13 protein-coding genes are annotated in these 16424 nt (G+C 63.0%); 6 read left to right on the top strand and 7 right to left on the bottom strand.

All coding sequences use genetic code 11. The features are described 5' to 3' along the window. Positions 1-198 precede the first annotated feature (198 nt). The 7 genes from cyoE to hmpA form a co-directional block, all read right to left on the bottom strand. Positions 199-1086 (bottom strand): heme o synthase, encoded by an 888-nt coding sequence (cyoE, locus tag ABIB24_RS03870; RefSeq protein ID WP_025337747.1) that lies wholly within the window; start codon positions 1084-1086, stop codon positions 199-201. 11 nt (positions 1087-1097) lie between these two features. Next, complete coding sequence (gene cyoD, locus ABIB24_RS03865) at positions 1098-1430, bottom strand: cytochrome o ubiquinol oxidase subunit IV (protein ID WP_003259128.1); 333 nt, start codon at positions 1428-1430, stop codon at positions 1098-1100. Continuing rightward, complete coding sequence (gene cyoC, locus ABIB24_RS03860; RefSeq protein WP_025337745.1) at positions 1430-2053, bottom strand: cytochrome o ubiquinol oxidase subunit III; 624 nt, start codon at positions 2051-2053, stop codon at positions 1430-1432. The genes cyoD and cyoC overlap by 1 nt, the downstream gene beginning before the upstream one ends. A gap of 3 nt (positions 2054-2056) precedes the next feature. Continuing rightward, the gene (gene cyoB, locus ABIB24_RS03855; RefSeq protein WP_025337744.1) at positions 2057-4075 is read right to left on the bottom strand and encodes a cytochrome o ubiquinol oxidase subunit I; all 2019 of its coding nucleotides are present in this window, start codon (positions 4073-4075) and stop codon (positions 2057-2059) included. Between the two features lie 3 nt (positions 4076-4078). Continuing rightward, positions 4079-5023: a ubiquinol oxidase subunit II gene (gene cyoA, locus ABIB24_RS03850; protein WP_015268993.1), complete on the bottom strand. Its 945-nt coding sequence runs from the start codon at positions 5021-5023 to the stop codon at positions 4079-4081. 559 nt (positions 5024-5582) lie between these two features. Then, the gene (locus ABIB24_RS03845; protein WP_025337743.1) at positions 5583-6089 is read right to left on the bottom strand and encodes a disulfide bond formation protein B; all 507 of its coding nucleotides are present in this window, start codon (positions 6087-6089) and stop codon (positions 5583-5585) included. A 631-nt stretch (positions 6090-6720) separates the two neighbouring features. Then, complete coding sequence (gene hmpA / locus ABIB24_RS03840; RefSeq protein ID WP_075043809.1) at positions 6721-7899, bottom strand: NO-inducible flavohemoprotein; 1179 nt, start codon at positions 7897-7899, stop codon at positions 6721-6723. 154 nt (positions 7900-8053) lie between these two features. Here hmpA and norR point away from each other — a divergent pair, with 154 nt between their 5' ends. The 6 genes from norR to ABIB24_RS03810 all read left to right on the top strand — a co-directional run bounded on the left by norR (position 8054) and on the right by ABIB24_RS03810 (position 16422). Beyond that, on the top strand, positions 8054-9607 hold the full coding sequence (norR, locus tag ABIB24_RS03835; protein ID WP_075043808.1) for a nitric oxide reductase transcriptional regulator NorR: 1554 nt from the start codon (positions 8054-8056) through the stop codon (positions 9605-9607). A 199-nt stretch (positions 9608-9806) separates the two neighbouring features. Beyond that, complete coding sequence (locus ABIB24_RS03830; RefSeq protein WP_274119733.1) at positions 9807-10706, top strand: chemotaxis protein; 900 nt, start codon at positions 9807-9809, stop codon at positions 10704-10706. Between the two features lie 88 nt (positions 10707-10794). Next, positions 10795-11106 (top strand): hypothetical protein, encoded by a 312-nt coding sequence (locus tag ABIB24_RS03825; protein ID WP_025337739.1) that lies wholly within the window; start codon positions 10795-10797, stop codon positions 11104-11106. Further along, positions 11103-11837 (top strand): YkgJ family cysteine cluster protein, encoded by a 735-nt coding sequence (locus ABIB24_RS03820; RefSeq protein WP_274119734.1) that lies wholly within the window; start codon positions 11103-11105, stop codon positions 11835-11837. The genes ABIB24_RS03825 and ABIB24_RS03820 overlap by 4 nt, the downstream gene beginning before the upstream one ends. A gap of 332 nt (positions 11838-12169) precedes the next feature. After that, positions 12170-13333, top strand: a complete 1164-nt coding sequence (locus ABIB24_RS03815) for an efflux RND transporter periplasmic adaptor subunit (RefSeq protein ID WP_137163014.1) — start codon at positions 12170-12172, stop codon at positions 13331-13333. Then, on the top strand, positions 13330-16422 hold the full coding sequence (locus tag ABIB24_RS03810) for a multidrug efflux RND transporter permease subunit (RefSeq protein ID WP_354316150.1): 3093 nt from the start codon (positions 13330-13332) through the stop codon (positions 16420-16422). Before ABIB24_RS03815 ends, ABIB24_RS03810 begins: the two co-directional genes overlap by 4 nt. Positions 16423-16424: the final 2 nt, after the last annotated feature.

The raw sequence follows: 16424 nt of genomic DNA, 5'->3' as shown, positions 1-16424 counted from the left end.
CTTGTAAAGGACAATTTCCTGTTTTGTTATATTTTTTCAGATGTATTTTTTGAAAATATGAATTTTATGTTTTCAGGCTCGACCTCTTCGCGGGTAAACCCGCTCCCACAGTGAGCGCGCTACTCTCGAAATCCAGGAAAACACCCATAAAAAAACCCCGGCACAGTGGCCGGGGTTTTCGTGAAACAGGCAGCAGTATCAGCGTGCGTATGTCATCAGCACGTCCGCAGCGGTCTGGCTGTCCACACCCATCATCACGCTCAGGGCAGTAACGGTGAGGATGGAGAAGCCGAACACCTTGCGGGCCCACTTGCTGTCGTCCTCGGCCTTGTAGCCACCCCAGGCCATGTACAGCCAGTACAGGCCCATGGCTGCTGCCACGGCCAGGTAGCCGAGGCCGGCGTAACCGCCGAGGGTAAGCATCAGGGTCGCGAGCACGAAGGCCAGCACGTACAGCACGATCTGCTTCTTCGCCGCGAGGATGCCACGTGCCACCGGCAGGACCGGAATGTTGGCAGCGCTGTAATCCTTGAAGCGGAAGATGGCGATGGCGAAGCTGTGCGGCATCTGCCACAGGCTGAACATCACCAGCAGGGTAACCGCAGCCAGGTCGAAGCTGTTGCTCACGGCGCAATAGCCGATCACCGGAGGCATGGCACCAGAAAGGCTGCCGACCAAGGTGCCGTGCACCGATTTACGCTTCAGCCACAGGCTGTAGAAACCGACGTAGACGATGAAGCCGATCAGCGCACAGAACGCCGACAGCGGGTTGGCCTGGACATACAGCAGGCTGAAACCCGCCACCCCGAGCAGGGTGGCGTAGATCAGCGCGAGGGGCAGCGACATGCCGCCCTGGACCATGACGCGGTTCTTGGTGCGCTCCATCTTGTGGTCGATGTCACGGTCGATGCAGTTGTTGAACACGCATCCGGACGCAACCACCAGCGAAGTACCGATCACCACCGCCAGGAACAGGGCGAAATCCACATGGCCCTTCGAGGCAAGGAAGAAACCGCCTGCCACGGAAAGCACGTTACCGAAAATGATCCCCGGTTTGGTGATTTGGATAAAGTGCTTAACGGACATGCAGTCTTACCTCACTTGGCCAACATTTCGAAGTGGATGCTGAACATGATCCACAGCGACAGGCCGACAAGCAGAGCGATCACCAGGGTGGTGAACAGGAACGTCGAAACGTTGTTGCGTTGCTCTTTCGAGCGGTCCATGTGCAGGAAGTACACGAGGTGCACTACTACCTGGATCACGGCCATGGCAACAATGATCAGAACGGTCAGGTTCTTCGGCAGGCTTGGCGACATGGCCAGGCCGAACGGGATCGCAGTCAGGATGATCGACAGGATGAAGCCGATCATGTACGACTTGACGCTGCCGTGGTTACCTTCGTGATGAGTGTCGTGTGCGTTAGCCATTACAGAACTCCCAGCAGGTAGACGACGGTGAATACGCAGATCCAGACCACGTCCAGGAAGTGCCAGAACAGGCTCAGGCAGCTCATGCGGGTCTTGGCGGTCGGCGTGATGCCGTGCTTGTTGATCTGGTACATCATGATTGCCATCCAGATCAGGCCGGCGGTCACGTGCAGACCGTGGGTACCTACCAGGGCGAAGAAGCCCGACAGGAAGCCACTGCGCTGCGGGCCGAAGCCTTCAGCGATCAGGTGATGGAATTCGTAGATTTCCATCGCGATGAAGCCTGCACCGAACAGGAAGGTCACAGCCAACCAGCCCAGTACGCCAGCTTTCTTGCCATCGAACATCTTCAGCATGGCGAAGCCGAAGGTGATCGAGGACAGCAGCAGGAACAGCGTTTCAACAGCTACGAAATCGAGCTGGAAGATGTCATGACCCGACGGGCCGCCGGCAAAACTGCCGGACAGCACCGCGTAGGTGGCGAAGAGCGACGCAAACAGGATGCAGTCGGTCATCAGGTACAGCCAGAAACCGAGTACGGTCATCTGGCCCGAGTCGTGGTGGTGGTCGTCATGCCCATGGTCGTGACCATGAGCAGCACCGTGCATTACTTGACTGGACATTGATTACACCCGCTCAAACGATTCGACACGTGCGCCGGCAGGCAGAGCACCTGCTTTGGCCAGCGCTTTCATGCGCTCGCCTTCGATGCGCGCCACTTCTTCGGCCGGAACCATGTAGCCCTGGTCGTCACGCGCAGCGTGGCGAACGAAGACAGCGATGGTTGCAACCAGGCTCGCGCCAACCAGCCACCAGATGTGCCAGATGAAGGCGAAGCCGAAGACGGTCAGGAACAGGCCCATGAACAAACCGGTGGCGGTGTTGCTCGGCATGTGGATCGCTTCGTACTTGGCCGCAGGCTTGTAGGCGACACCGGCTTCCTTGGCTTCGTGCCAGGCGTCCAGGCCAACCTTCTCAGGCATGTGGGCGAAGTTGTAGAACGGAGGTGGCGACGAAGTCGACCATTCCAGGGTACGGCCGCCCCATGGGTCGCCGGTCACGTCCAGGTTCTGGTTGCGGTCGCGAACCGATACGTACAGCTGGATCAGCTGGCAGGCGATACCGAACAGGATCAGCACGGCGCCGACAACGGCTACGTACAGGTAGGGTTCCCACAGTGGGTTGTCGGAGTGGTTCAGACGACGGGTCATGCCCATGAAGCCCAGGGCGTACAGCGGCATGAACGCTACGTAGAAGCCCGAGATCCAGAACCAGAAGGCAGCCTTGCCCCACTTCTCGTTCAGGGTGAAACCGAAGGCTTTCGGGAACCAGTAGGCGAAGCCGGCGATGTAGCCGAATACCGCACCACCGATGATCACGTTGTGGAAGTGAGCAATTACGAACAGGCTGTTGTGCAGCACGAAGTCAGCACCTGGAACAGCCAGCAGAACGCCAGTCATGCCACCGATGGAGAAGGTGATCATGAAGCCCAGGGTCCACATGATCGGCGCGGTGAAGCGCAGACGGCCCTGGTAGATGGTGAACAGCCAGTTGAACAGCTTCACACCGGTCGGAATGGAGATCAGCATCGTCGCCAGGCCGAAGAAGGTGTTGACGCTGGCGCCGGCACCCATGGTGAAGAAGTGGTGCAGCCATACGGCGAAGCCCAGCACGGCGATGGCGCCCGATGCGTAGATCATCGAGTGGTGGCCGAACAGACGCTTGCCGGAGAAGGTGGAGGTAACTTCCGAGAACACACCGAAGGCCGGCAGGATCAGGATGTAAACCTCAGGGTGACCCCACGCCCAGAACAGGTTGACGTACATCATCGGGTTCCCACCAAGCTCGTTGGTGAAGATGTGGAAGTCCAGATAACGGTCAACAGTCAGCAGAGCGAGTGCAGCGGTCAGGATCGGGAAGGAAGCCACGATCAGCACGTTGGCCCAGGTGCAGGTCCAGGTGAAGATCGGCATGTCCATCAGCTTCATGCCAGGTGCGCGCATCTTCATCACGGTGACGAGGAAGTTCACGCCGGTAAGCGTCGTACCCAGGCCTGAGAGCTGTAGCGCCCAGATGTAGTAGTCGACACCCACCCCAGGGCTGTACTGAATGCCCGCGAGCGGCGGATAGGCAACCCAGCCGGTTTTGGCGAATTCACCAACGCCCAGCGAGATGTTGACCAGCAGCACGCCTGCCAGCAGCAGGTAGAAGCTCAGGGAGTTCAGGAACGGGAAGGCAACGTCACGTGCACCGATCTGCAGAGGAACCGCCAGGTTCATCAGGCCGGTGAAGAACGGCATCGCCATGAAGATGATCATGATCACACCGTGAGCGGTGAAGATCTGGTCATAGTGTTCAGGCGGCAGGTAGCCTTCGGAGCCACCGGTAGCGGCAGCCAGCTGGGTACGCATCATGATGGCGTCGGCAAAGCCGCGCAGCAGCATGACCATCGCGACGATGATGTACATCACCCCGATTTTCTTGTGGTCGACAGTCGTCAACCACTCGCTCCACAAGTAGGTCCACTTGCGGAAGTAGGTGATAGCACCGACGACAGCGATACCGCCGAGCGCGATCATGGCAAGCGTCACCATGACTATCGGCTCGTGATAGGGTATCGCCTCCAGGCTTAGTTTACCGAACATCTCTTACTCCTCTGCACCGGCAGCTGGTTGCATACTCGATTCCACACCCTTGGTAGTGGCCAGATCTTTGCTGCCTGCTTCTTCGTGGCTCGGACGACCGCGGTTCATGCCTTCGTACTTGTCGACGATCAGCTGGAACTGGTCAGGCGAAGCCTCGCTATACAGCGCGACTGGGTTGTTTTCGCTTGGTTTGGCCAAGGCGTCGTATTCGGCCTTGTCCAGCTTCTTCGGCGACTGCTTGACCTCGGCGACCCACTTGTCGAAGTCTTCCTGAGAGGTGGCAGTAGCCTTGAATTTCATGCCGGTGAAGCCAGCACCGCTGTAGTTGGCGCTGATACCGTCGAACTCGCCGTTTTCGTTGGCGATCAGGTGCAGCTTGGTGGTCATGCCGGCCATGGCGTAGATCTGGCCGCCCAGGCCCGGGATGAAGAACGAGTTCATCACGGCGTCGGAAGTGACGCGGAAGTTGACCGGAGTGTTAGCCGGGAAGACGATCTTGTTGACCGTGGCAATGCCCTGCTCCGGGTAGATGAACAGCCACTTCCAGTCCAGCGCGACCACGTCGATCTGCACCGGCTTCACATCGGAATCCAGCGGACGGTACGGGTCCAGCTTGTGGGTGGAGTGGTAGGTGAAGTAGCCCAGGGCGATGATGATCAGGATCGGGATGATCCACACCGCGGCTTCGATCTTGGTCGAGTGCGACCAGTCAGGGGTGTAGGTGGCAGCCTTGTTGGAAGCACGGTACTTCCAGGCGAAAACCACGGTCATGATAATGACAGGAATCACCACCAGCAGCATCAGGCCGGTAGCGATCAGGATCAGGTTCTTTTGCTCAATGCCGACCTGACCTTTCGGGTCGAGCAGGGTCCAGTTGCACCCACTGAGTAAAAGCATGCCTAAAAAGGGCAATATGCCAAACAGTCTGGGGTAACGCTTTTTACTCATCTCACGACCTCTAGATCAGCTTGCTTCAATGCAATTTGTGTTTTGGTAGCCAACACTTCGTCCTGCCAAGTGCGGCATTTCGCGCCCGTACTCGCTCCTGCCCGGGGTCCGACTGCAGGACCTTGGCGTCAAGCGGGTTAGCGGTGCTTATGGTTTCGTAGGCAACAGGCCTGTACTTCAGACCAAGTCCATTTGGTGCGGGAAAACGCGGAGGGGGGTCCGCCCGGTATCGCCGTTGGGCGAAACTTGACGAAGTCAGCAAAAAGGAGCGCTGGGGCTTCCTTCAATCCTGCGACTTGCAAGCAGTGCCGAACGGAAATTGGGGGCGATTGTAGATAGGTCGCCAACCCTTGACTATGACTTATTGAGCAACAGTCCTTTACAGAATCTGTAACAATGCTGCTCAAAAATTCAACTTCGCGACAGTTTGTCGCACCCCGCTTGATAGGCCCCAAAGCCGCATTCTGCAAGGCCTCTGGGTTGATCTGGATCAAGCGGTGAGCGAATTTTCCCTCTTCTCATGCGGCGTAAAAGACCCCATGCCGTTCGGGACTTTTGTCTAAGCCTGGCGTCGGTTGCGGTAGATCCCGAGCGGAACCAGGACGGCCGTCAGGACGAACGCCACCAGCGCCCATTGCGCCAGCGACAGACCGAGGATCGGCGGGTACGGCGTGCTGCAGAAGCCGTCGACCTGGAACACCAGCGGCCAGAGCTTGGCCAGCGGCAGGTCGTCCACGATCGGCTGCAGGGTGTCGATGCCGCAACTGACCATGGGGTTGGCGAGTATATACACATGGTTGCCGGCCGCAACGATTCCGCCAATGGCGCTGAGTACCACCAGTGCCTCGAAGAAGGTCAGGCTGCGGCGCCCGGGCATCGCTGCGGCGATGAAGGCGAACACGGCGATGAACAACAGCGCATAACGTTGCAGGATGCACAGCGGGCATGGTGCCTCGCCCAGGACTATCTGCATGTAGAGGGCGCCACCGATCAGCGAAAGGCAGATCAGGCCCAACAGTACCAGAAAGCGCCGTTCCCGATTCAGGCGCGATGTTTGTTCGTTCATTGCCGGTTCCTTCGATGGATAGTGGCAGCGTGATCCGCCTGCCTGGCGCAAGTCTACACGCTGGGCAGGGCCTTTGAGCGTGCCGAGGAAGCGGCGTGATAGCGCTGCGCAGGGCTATCCGGTGTGGCTGAGACCGGCCGCAACGACGTCGGTTCAACGCCGGGCGGCAAAAAAGCGGCTGCCCGGGTGCCGCGCAGGGGCAAGCCCCTCGACACCCGGGAGTGAAGGATACCGTGATTAAAGGAGGATTAAAGATGAAAGCTGCACAGCTGCTTTCATCTCTCCTTTATATAGGCAGGAAGGTGAGGTGCGGCCCAGCCGCTGGCAAGCCAGCCCCCAGGCGGCGAATGCGATCGACCGTTTCGTTCTCGATTACCCACGGGCGGGAGCAGTGCTGCAAGGGAGCTGGCTTGCCAGCGGCTGGGATGAATACGCTGTAAGCCTGTACCGGCCTCTTCGCGGGTAAACCCGCTCCCACAGGGATCGCGCAGGCATTGAAATTTGCGCGGTCCCTGTGGGGGCTGGTTTGTTGAAAACCACTAAATTTCCCACAGATCCCCACAAGGGCTGAAACCCGTGCGGTCCCTGTGGGAGCGGGTTTACCCGCGAAGAGGCCAGTGCAGGCGCTACATCACTCCAGCGCAGCCGCCGGCCCGAAGAACTCGTAACGGCTCTGCTGCTCTGGCACACCCAGGCCCTTCAACTGGCGCTTGACCGCCGCCATGAAGCCCTTGGGCCCGAGGAAGTAGGCATCCACATCTCGCTCTTGCGGCAGCCACTCGGCCAGCAGGTCCTCGCTCAGCAGGCCCACGGCATCAGCCGCGGCACCACCCTGCGGTTCTGCATAGCAGTAGAAGCGCTTGAGCTGCGGGTGACGCTCGGCCAGCTCGTCGATCCAGTCGCGGAAGGCATGCACAGCGCCGTTGCGGGCGCAGTGAATGAAATGCACCTCACGCTGGGTTTGCAGTGCCGCCTGCAGCATTGGCAGGGTCGGGGTAATACCCACGCCACCGCTGATCAGCACCAGCGGCTTGTCGCTCGCTGCCAGGGTGAAATCGCCAGCCGGCGGGAACAGCTGCAGGGTATCGCCCACCGCCAGCACATCGTGCAGGTAGTTGGAAACCTTGCCACCCGCCTCGCGCTTGACGCTGATGCGGTATTCCTTGCCGTCGCACAGTGCCGACAGGGAGTAGTTGCGGCGCTGCTCGGCGCCGTCGATGTCCAGCTTCAGGCCGATGTACTGGCCAGGCTCGGCCTTGAGCACCGGCTTGCCATCCACAGGGGCAAAGTAGAACGAAACGATTTCGCTGCTTTCCTGCTCACGGCGCACCAGGCGGAATTCGCGGGTACCGCGCCAGCCGCCTTCGGCTTCTTCCTTCTGTTTATAGAGGTTCTCTTCCGCACCGATCAGGATGTCGGCCAGCTGGCCATAGGCCGCGCCCCAGGCGTCGATCACGGCGGGGGTGGCGATTTCCTTGCCCAGCACTTCTTCGATGGCGCGCAGCAGACAGCTGCCGACAATCGGGTAGTGCTCCGGCAGAATCTGCAAGGCAACGTGCTTGTTGATGATCTGGCCGACCAGGCCGCCAAGCTGCTCCAGCTGGTCGATGTGGCGGGCATACATCAGCACGCCGTTGGCCAGGGCGCGCGGTTGGTCACCGCTGGCCTGGTGGGCCTGGTTGAACAGCGGGCGCACTTGCGGGTACTCGCTGAGCATCATCTTGTAGAAGTGGGTGGTCAGCGCTTCGCCGCCGCTTTCCAGCAGGGGGACAGTGGCCTTGATGATTGCACGTTGTTCGGCATTGAGCATTGCAACAACTCCTGAGCCTGTGGCTTCAAATGACTGCCCGAGCTATTACATCAATCATGCCAACTTTTATCTCCAGCAAAATCAGGGGGTTGACGCAGGTCATGTCAAAACGACCCACCTCGACGTATAGTCATATCGACCCACAGGAGTCCATATGACCACGAAGCCCCTGCTCACCACCCTGCTGCCCCTGGTCAGCGACCTTTCCCGCGACCTGCCCGACCAGGAACGCTATCGCCGCCTGCTGCAGGCCATGCGTGGGTTGCTGCCCTGCGATGCCGCCGCGCTGCTGCGCCTGGACGGCGAGTGGCTGGTGCCGCTGGCAGTGGACGGCCTGAGCCCCGATACCCTGGGCCGGCGCTTCCGGGTCAGCGAGCACCCTCGCTTCCAGATCCTGCTCAGCAGCGCGGAACCCACCCGCTTCGCCAGCGACTCCGAGCTGCCCGACCCTTACGACGGCCTGGTCAACGCCCCCGATGCCAACCTGGAGGTACATGACTGCATGGGCTGCCCGTTGATGGTCGACGAGCGCCCTTGGGGCCTGGTTACCCTCGACGCCCTCACCCCCGGGCAGTTCCAGAGCCTGGAGCTGGGCGCCCTGCAGGCCTTCGCCAGCCTGGCCGCCGCCACGGTCACCGTGGCCGAGCGCATCGAGCACCTGGCCCTGCGCGCGGAAGACGAACACCACCGCGCGGAGATCTACCGCCAGGCCAGCGGCCAGGACAAAGAGCTGATTGGCCAGAGCCCCGCGCACAAGCGCCTGGTGGAGGAAATCCGCCTGGTCGGTGGCAGCGACCTTACCGTGCTGATCACCGGTGAGACCGGCGTCGGCAAGGAGCTGGTGGCCCAGGCCCTGCACCAGGCCAGCAACCGCGCCGACAAACCGCTGGTCAGCCTCAACTGTGCCGCCCTGCCCGACACCCTGGTGGAAAGCGAACTGTTCGGCCATGTGCGCGGTGCCTTCACCGGCGCCCATGGCGAGCGCCGCGGCAAGTTCGAGTTGGCCAACGGCGGCACACTGTTCCTCGACGAAGTCGGTGAGCTGCCACTGACGGTGCAAGCCAAGCTGTTGCGCGTGCTGCAGAGCGGCCAGTTGCAGCGCCTGGGTTCGGACCGCGAACACCGGGTGGATGTGCGCCTGATCGCAGCCACCAACCGCGACCTGGCAGCAGAAGTGCGCACTGGCAACTTCCGCGCCGACTTCTACCACCGCCTCAGCGTATACCCGCTGCATGTGCCGCCGTTGCGCGAACGTGGGCGTGATGTGCTGCTACTGGCCGGCTACTTCCTCGAACAGAACCGTTCGCGCCTGGGCCTGAACAGCCTGCGCCTGAGCAGCGAGGCCCAGGCCGCGCTGCTGGCCTACGACTGGCCAGGCAACGTGCGTGAACTGGAACACCTGATCGGCCGCTCGGCGCTCAAGGCGCTGGGCCAACATTCCGACAGGCCACGCATCCTCACCCTGGAAGCCATCGATCTGGACCTGCGCGCAACGGCAACGCCCGGCACCCCGCCCTCCCCTGCTGTGCCCTTGCCGGCGGCGCCGCTACCCGAGGGGGGCCTGCGCGCAGCCGTCGACGACTACCAGCGCCAGGTGATCGAGGCCTGCCTGCAGCGGCACGAAGAAAACTGGGCAGCGGCTGCCCGGGAACTCGGCCTGGACCGCGCCAACCTTAGTCGCCTGGCCCGTAGGCTGGGGCTGCGCTGATTGAAACCAGCGCGGTACCTGTGGGAGCGGCTTTAGCCGCGAAGAATCCAACGCGGTGCATGGCACCGGCTGCGCCGGTGTTCGCGGCTAAAGCCGCTCCCACAGGGTCCAGAGCATTCCTTGGCTCGGTGCAAAATGACTAAAGCCAAGCCCGAACAGGCCGATAACCGGTTATCCCCTGTTCCCCACGAAGGTCACCATGGCCACGCCAAATGCCCGCGCGGATTCGCTGTCCCTGCTGCTGTTCACCCTGCGCAGCGGCAAGTTGATGGCAATCAACCTGCTCAAGGTCAGCGAGATAATTCCCTGCCCGCCGCTGACCAAACTGCCCGAATCGCACCCCCACGTGAAAGGCGTGGCGACCCTGCGCGGTAATCCGCTGTCGGTCATCGACCTGTCCCGCGCCATCGGCGAACGGCCGCTGGCCGACCCGGACGGCGGCTGCCTGATCGTCACCGAGATCAGCCGCTCGCGCCAGGGCCTGCATGTGCAGGCGGTCAGCCGCATCGTGCATTGCCTGAGCACCGACATCAAACCACCACCCTACGGCTCGGGCAGCCGCTCGTTCATCACCGGCGTGACCCGGGTCGACAACACCCTGGTGCAGGTGCTGGACATCGAAAAAGTCATCCACGCCATCGCCCCGCCGGTGCCCGAGCAGCCTCACGGCACCTTGAGCGAGGAAGATGCCAGCCTGCTGGCCGCCGCCAACATCCTGGTGGTGGACGACAGCCAGGTGGCCCTGCAGCAGTCGGTGCACACCCTGCGCAACCTCGGCATCGAATGCCATACCGCGCGCAGCGCCAAGGACGCCATCAACGTGCTGCTTGAACTGCAAGGCACCGCGCAGGAAATCAACGTGATCGTCTCCGACATCGAAATGAGCGAAATGGACGGCTACGCCTTCACTCGCACCCTGCGCGAAACCCCCGATTTCCAGCATCTGTACATATTGCTGCACACCTCGCTGGACAGCGCCATGAGCAGCGAAAAGGCGACCCAGGCCGGGGCCAATGCCATCCTCACCAAGTTCTCCTCGCCGGAGCTGACCGATTGTCTGGTGGTGGCGGCGCGCGCCGTGGTGTTCGCCGAGCGCTGATATATTCGGAGACAAACTCCCCGGCTTGCCGCCGGGGTCGAGTCGGGCATAATTCGCGCCCCTCGCAAGTAACTTGCCGGAATCGCGTATGAAGTTTCTCAGCTCTATCCTGATCAGTTGCGCCCTCTTCAGCGGTATCGCCCAGGCCTCCAGCAGCCAGGCCTGGAACGAGCAGCGCCAGCAGATGCTCAAGGCCTGCCTGGCTGCCAGCCAGTTCAAGGATGCCCACGCCCGCAGCAAGCCCGCCGAGTTCGATGACCAGGTCGGCATGAGCGCCCTGCTGATCGAAGGCGTCTACCCCCAGAAGCACATGCAGCAGCGCACCGGCACCGAGCTTTGCCTGTACGACCGCCAGCACCAGCGCGCCTTCGTCAGCGAGTGGAGCCCGGAAGCCAAGTGACCGACAACCTGCGTTTCGCCTGTACCGGCTGCGGCAAGTGCTGTACCGGCCACCACGTGCCCTTGACCCTGGCCGAAGCGCGCCGCTGGGCGGACAACGGCGGCCAGGTGGTGGTGCTGATCGAAGCCTTCGTGGCGGACGGCCCTGGCATGCCGGTAGAACAGCGTGATCATGTGCTGCGTCGTTCCCATCCCGTGCCCTGCGGCGACGGCGAAGCGCGCGTATCGGTGACCTTTGCCGCCTTCAACCCCGGGCGCTGCCGCAACCTCGACGACAACGACCTGTGCACCATCTATGACGAGCGGCCGCTGGTCTGTCGCATCTACCCGGTGGAAATAAACCCGCATATCCCGCTGCGGCCAGGCAGCAAGGACTGCCCGCCGGAAGCCTGGCAACAGGGGCCGGAGCTGATTCACGGCAAGCAACTGGTCGATGCCGGGCTGGAGGCGCTGGTGCAGGCCTCACGCCAGGCCGACCGCGATGACATCGCCGCCAAGGTGGCGGTGTGCCAGGCGCTGGGCATGACCACCAGTGCGCTCAAGGGCAACGGGTTTACTGCCTACTTGCCTGACATGGGCGCGTTCAGCGCGGCCCTGGCCCAGGTACCGGAGGTTGGCCGGGCAGAGTGGGCCCTGCATGTGGAGGACGCGGCGCTGGTGGCGAGCCTGCAGGAGCATGGTTTGCGCACCACCAACGAGCCCCCGGTGTATTACGCCTTCATCAGCTTCTAGCTATGCCTTGGCGGGGGCAACTGTCCTGTTCCAGATCTATGAACCGGCGCCATCCCTGTGGGAGCGGCTTTAGCCGCGAACACCGGCGGAGCCGGTGCCATGTACCGCGCTGGATTCTTCGCGGGTAAACCCGCTCCCACAGGGTACGCGGATCACCCGGCTGATCAGTTCTCTGCACGACAGCGCAGCGCAAAAAGGCGAGCGATCTCCTGCGGTGCAGGCAAAACTGACAGCGCTGTCAGCCAGCGGTCACGCTGCCGAACCGGTTCGGGGGCTATAAGCTTGAATACAGACAACCATTCCCCTCCCCTCTGGCCAAGGTGCCCGCACCGATGCGACGTCCGTCCCGCCCTGTCATCCTCGCCGCCCTGGCACTCCTGGTCCTGGCGGTAGCGGGTATCTGGTTCGGCCAGCGCCAGCCAGCACCTGCCACCCGCGCGCAAACTGCCATCCCGGTGCGCGTGGTCAGTGTCGTGCAGCAGAACGTGCCGCGCTACGCCAGCGCCATCGGCTCGGTGCTGTCGCTGCACAGCGTCGAGGTGCGCCCGCAAGTGGAGGGGGTACTGACCCAGGTGCTGGTCAAGGAAGGCCAGTGGGTGAAGGAAGGCGACCTGCTGGCCACCCTCGACGACCGCGCCATCCGCGCCAACCTCGACCAGGCCCGTGCCGAACTTGGCCAGAGCCAGGCACAGATCCAGGTAGCCAACGTCGACCTGCAGCGCTACCGCCTGCTGAGTACCGACAACGGCGTTTCGAAGCAGACCCTCGACCAGCAGCAGGCCCTGGTCAACCGCCTGCAAGCCACGGTCAAGGGCAACCAGGCGGCCATCGCCAATGCCGAGGTGCAGCTGTCGTACACGCAGATCCGCTCGCCGGTGACCGGCCGGGTGGGTATTCGCAACGTCGACCCCGGTAACCTGGTACGCACCAGCGATACCCGCAGCCTGTTCAGCGTCACCCAGATCGACCCGATCGCCGTCGAATTCGCCCTGCCGCAGCAAATGCTGCCGACCCTGCAAAGCCTGCTGAAGGCGCCCACCCCGGCACTGGTGCAGGCCTACATGGATGCCGACGGCGAACGCAGCCTGCTCGGCGAAGGCCACCTGGCACTGATCGACAACCAGATCTCCGCCACCACCGGCACCGTGCGGATAAAAGCCGAGTTCGACAACAAGGACGGCCGCCTGTGGCCGGGCCAGCTGGTCACCATCCGCCTGCGCACCGCCGTGGAAGAAAACGCCCTGGTGGTACCGCCGCCTGTGGTACAGCGCGGCGTCGACGGGCACTTTGTCTACCGCCTGGACGGTGACAAGGTCACCAGTGTGCCGGTCAAGGTGCTGTACCAGGACAGCGGGCTGAACATCATTGCCGGGGTCAAGCCGGGCGAGCGCCTGGTGCTCGATGGCCAGTCGCGGCTCAAGCCCGGTTCGCGGGTCGAGGTGGCCCCCGACGCCCCCGCCCCCTCGGAAATGGCCGACCGCCGGAGCCAGCCATGAACACGCGCAACGGTGTTTCGGCCTGGTGCATCGACCACCCCATCGCCACCCTGCTGCTGACCTTCGCCCTGGTGCTGCTGGGGGCCATCGCCTTCCCGCGCCTGCCGGTGGCACCACTGCCGGAAGCCGACTTCCCGACCATCCAGGTCACCGCCCAGCTGCCCGGCGCCAGCCCGGAAACCATGGCCTCGTCGGTGGCCACGCCGCTGGAAGTGCAGTTCAGCGCCATCCCCGGCATGACCCAGATGACCAGCAGCAGCGCACTGGGCTCGACCAACCTGATCCTGCAGTTCACGCTCGACAAGAACATCGACACCGCCGCCCAGGAAGTGCAGGCGGCCATCAACACCGCCACCGCGCGCTTGCCGCAAGACCTGCCCAACCCGCCGACCTGGCGCAAGGTCAACCCGGCCGACAGCCCGGTGCTGGTGCTGACGGTCAGCTCCAGCCAGATGCCTGGCAACGACCTCAGCGACTACGCCGAAACCCTGCTCGCGCGCCAGCTGAGCCAGATCGACGGGGTCGGCCTGATCAACATCACCGGGCAACTGCGCCCGGCAATCCGCGTGCAGGCGCAACCCGAGAAACTGGCCGCCATCGGCCTGACCCTGGCCGACTTGCGCCAGGCCATCCAGCAGACCAGCCTGAACCTGGCCAAGGGCGCGCTGTACGGCGAACACAGCGTGTCGACCATCGCCGCCAATGACCAGTTGTTCCACCCTGACGACTACGCCCAGCTGATCGTCTCCTACCGTGACGGTGCACCGGTGCACCTGAAGGACGTGGCCAAGGTGATCAATGGCGCCGAGAACGCCTATGTCAAAGCCTGGTCCGGCGACCAGCCCGGGCTGAACCTGGTGATTTTCCGCCAGCCTGGCGCCAACATCGTCGATACCGTGGACCGGGTACTGGCTGCCCTGCCCAAGCTGCAGGAGATGCTGCCAGCCTCGGTCGAAGTGTCGGTGCTGCAGGACCGCACCCAGACCATCCGTGCCTCGCTGCATGAAGTGGAGCTGACCCTGATGATCGCCGTGGCCCTGGTGATCGGGGTGATGGCGCTGTTCCTGCGCCAGTGGTCGGCGACCCTGGTGGTGTCCAGCGTGCTCGGCGTATCGCTGATCGCCAGTTGCGCGCTGATGTACATCTTCGGCTTCAGCCTGAACAACCTGACCCTGGTGGCCATCGTCATCTCGGTGGGCTTCGTGGTCGACGATGCCATCGTCGTGGTGGAAAACATCCACCGCCACCTGGAGGCCGGCGACGACAGCCGCACGGCGGCGCTCAAGGGCGCCGGGGAAATCGGCTTCACCGTGGTGTCGATCAGTTTCTCGCTGATCGCCGCGTTCATCCCGCTGCTGTTCATGGGCGGCGTGGTCGGCCGGCTGTTCAAGGAGTTCGCCCTTACCGCCACCGCCACCATCCTGATTTCGGTGGTGGTTTCGCTGACCCTGGCGCCAACCCTGTGCGCACTGTTCATGCGCCGCCCGCCCGGAGAGCACAAGGGCGGCTTCGGCGAGCGGCTGGTCAGGTGGTACGAAAAGGGCCTGGACCGCGCCCTCGCCCACCAGCGCCTGACCCTCGGCATGTTCGGCCTGACCCTGGCCCTGGCAGTGGCCGGTTACGTGGGTATCCCAAAGGGCTTTTTCCCGCTGCAGGACACCGGCTTCATCCTCGGCACCAGCGAGGCGGCGGCGGATGTGTCGTACCCGTCGATGATCGAGAAGCACCAGGCGCTGGCCAAAATCATCGAGGCCGACCCGGCGGTGCGCGCGTTCTCCCACTCGGTGGGCGTCACCGGCAGCAACCAGACCATCGCCAACGGCCGCTTCTGGATCGCCCTCAAGCCGCGTGGCGAACGCGATGTGTCGGCCAGCGAACTGATCGACCGGCTGCGGCCCAAGCTGGCCCAGGTACCAGGCATCGTCCTGTACATGCGTGCCGGCCAGGACATCAACCTGAGCTCCGGCCCGTCGCGCACCCAGTACCAGTACGTGCTCAAGAGCAACGACGGCATGGCGCTGAACCTGTGGACCCAGCGCCTGACCGAGCGCCTGCGGGAAATCCCGGCGTTCCGCGACCTGTCCAACGACCTGCAACTGGGCGCCAGCGTCACCCGCATCGATATCGACCGCCAGGCCGCGGCACGTTTCGGCCTGACCACCACCGACGTCGACCAGGCGTTGTACGACGCCTTCGGCCAGCGGCAGATCAGTGAATTCCAGACCGAGACCAACCAGTACAAGGTGATCCTCGAACTGGATGCCCGCCAGCGCGGCAAGGCCGAAAGCCTCAACTACTTTTACCTGCGCTCGCCGCTGACCAACGAGATGGTGCCGCTGTCGGCAGTGGCCCATGTGGCGCCGCCCAGCACCGGGCCACTGTCGATCAGCCACGATGGCCTGTTCCCGGCAGCCAACCTGTCGTTCAACCTGGCCCCGGGCGTGGCCCTGGGCGATGCGGTGACCATCCTCGAGCGCACCCAGCGCGAACTGGGCATGCCCGACTCCATCAGCGGCAACTTCCAGGGCGCGGCCCAGGCCTTCCAGAGTTCGCTGTCGAGCCAGCCGTGGCTGATCCTGGCTGCGCTGGTGGCGGTGTACATCATTCTCGGCGTGCTGTATGAAAGCTTCGTCCACCCGCTGACGATCATCTCCACCCTGCCCTCGGCCGGCCTCGGCGCACTGATCCTGCTGTGGGCCATGGGCCAGGACTTCAGCATCATGGGGCTGATCGGTGTGGTGCTGCTGATTGGTATCGTCAAGAAAAACGGCATCCTGCTGATCGACTTCGCCCTCGAAGCCCAACGCCGCCAGGGCCTGACCCCGGAGCAGGCGATCCACCAGGCCTGCCTGACGCGCTTCCGGCCGATCATCATGACCACCCTGGCCGCCTTGCTCGGCGCGGTGCCGCTGATGTTCGGCTTCGGCACCGGTTCCGAACTGCGCCAGCCACTGGGCATCGCCGTGGTTGGCGGCCTGCTGGTGAGCCAGGCGCTGACGCTGTTCACCACCCCGGTCATATACTTGGCCCTGGAGCGCCTGTTCCACCGCCGCCAGGCCGCCCGTGCGGCGGCGCCCAGTGCCAGTTAGGA

The sequence above is a fragment of the Pseudomonas sp. UYEF17 genome, assembly GCF_040546125.1.
In the GTDB taxonomy this organism is placed as follows: domain Bacteria; phylum Pseudomonadota; class Gammaproteobacteria; order Pseudomonadales; family Pseudomonadaceae; genus Aquipseudomonas; species Aquipseudomonas putida_Z.
The sequence above is the reverse complement of the archived record's forward strand: the minus strand, read 5'-3'. Positions and strand labels throughout refer to the sequence as shown.

Bases quoted from the DNA above. Each gene is read 5' to 3' on its own strand.
- cyoE (WP_025337747.1), bottom strand. From the start codon at position 1,086: ATGTCCGTTAAGCACTTTATCCAAATCACCAAACCGGGGATCATTTTC.
- cyoD (WP_003259128.1), bottom strand. From the start codon at position 1,430: ATGGCTAACGCACACGACACTCATCACGAAGGTAACCACGGCAGCGTC.
- cyoC (WP_025337745.1), bottom strand. From the start codon at position 2,053: ATGTCCAGTCAAGTAATGCACGGTGCTGCTCATGGTCACGACCATGGG.
- cyoB (WP_025337744.1), bottom strand. From the start codon at position 4,075: ATGTTCGGTAAACTAAGCCTGGAGGCGATACCCTATCACGAGCCGATA.
- cyoA (WP_015268993.1), bottom strand. From the start codon at position 5,023: ATGAGTAAAAAGCGTTACCCCAGACTGTTTGGCATATTGCCCTTTTTA.
- ABIB24_RS03845 (WP_025337743.1), bottom strand. From the start codon at position 6,089: ATGAACGAACAAACATCGCGCCTGAATCGGGAACGGCGCTTTCTGGTA.
- hmpA (WP_075043809.1), bottom strand. From the start codon at position 7,899: ATGCTCAATGCCGAACAACGTGCAATCATCAAGGCCACTGTCCCCCTG.
- norR (WP_075043808.1), top strand. From the start codon at position 8,054: ATGACCACGAAGCCCCTGCTCACCACCCTGCTGCCCCTGGTCAGCGAC.
- ABIB24_RS03830 (WP_274119733.1), top strand. From the start codon at position 9,807: ATGGCCACGCCAAATGCCCGCGCGGATTCGCTGTCCCTGCTGCTGTTC.
- ABIB24_RS03825 (WP_025337739.1), top strand. From the start codon at position 10,795: ATGAAGTTTCTCAGCTCTATCCTGATCAGTTGCGCCCTCTTCAGCGGT.
- ABIB24_RS03815 (WP_137163014.1), top strand. From the start codon at position 12,170: ATGCGACGTCCGTCCCGCCCTGTCATCCTCGCCGCCCTGGCACTCCTG.
- ABIB24_RS03810 (WP_354316150.1), top strand. From the start codon at position 13,330: ATGAACACGCGCAACGGTGTTTCGGCCTGGTGCATCGACCACCCCATC.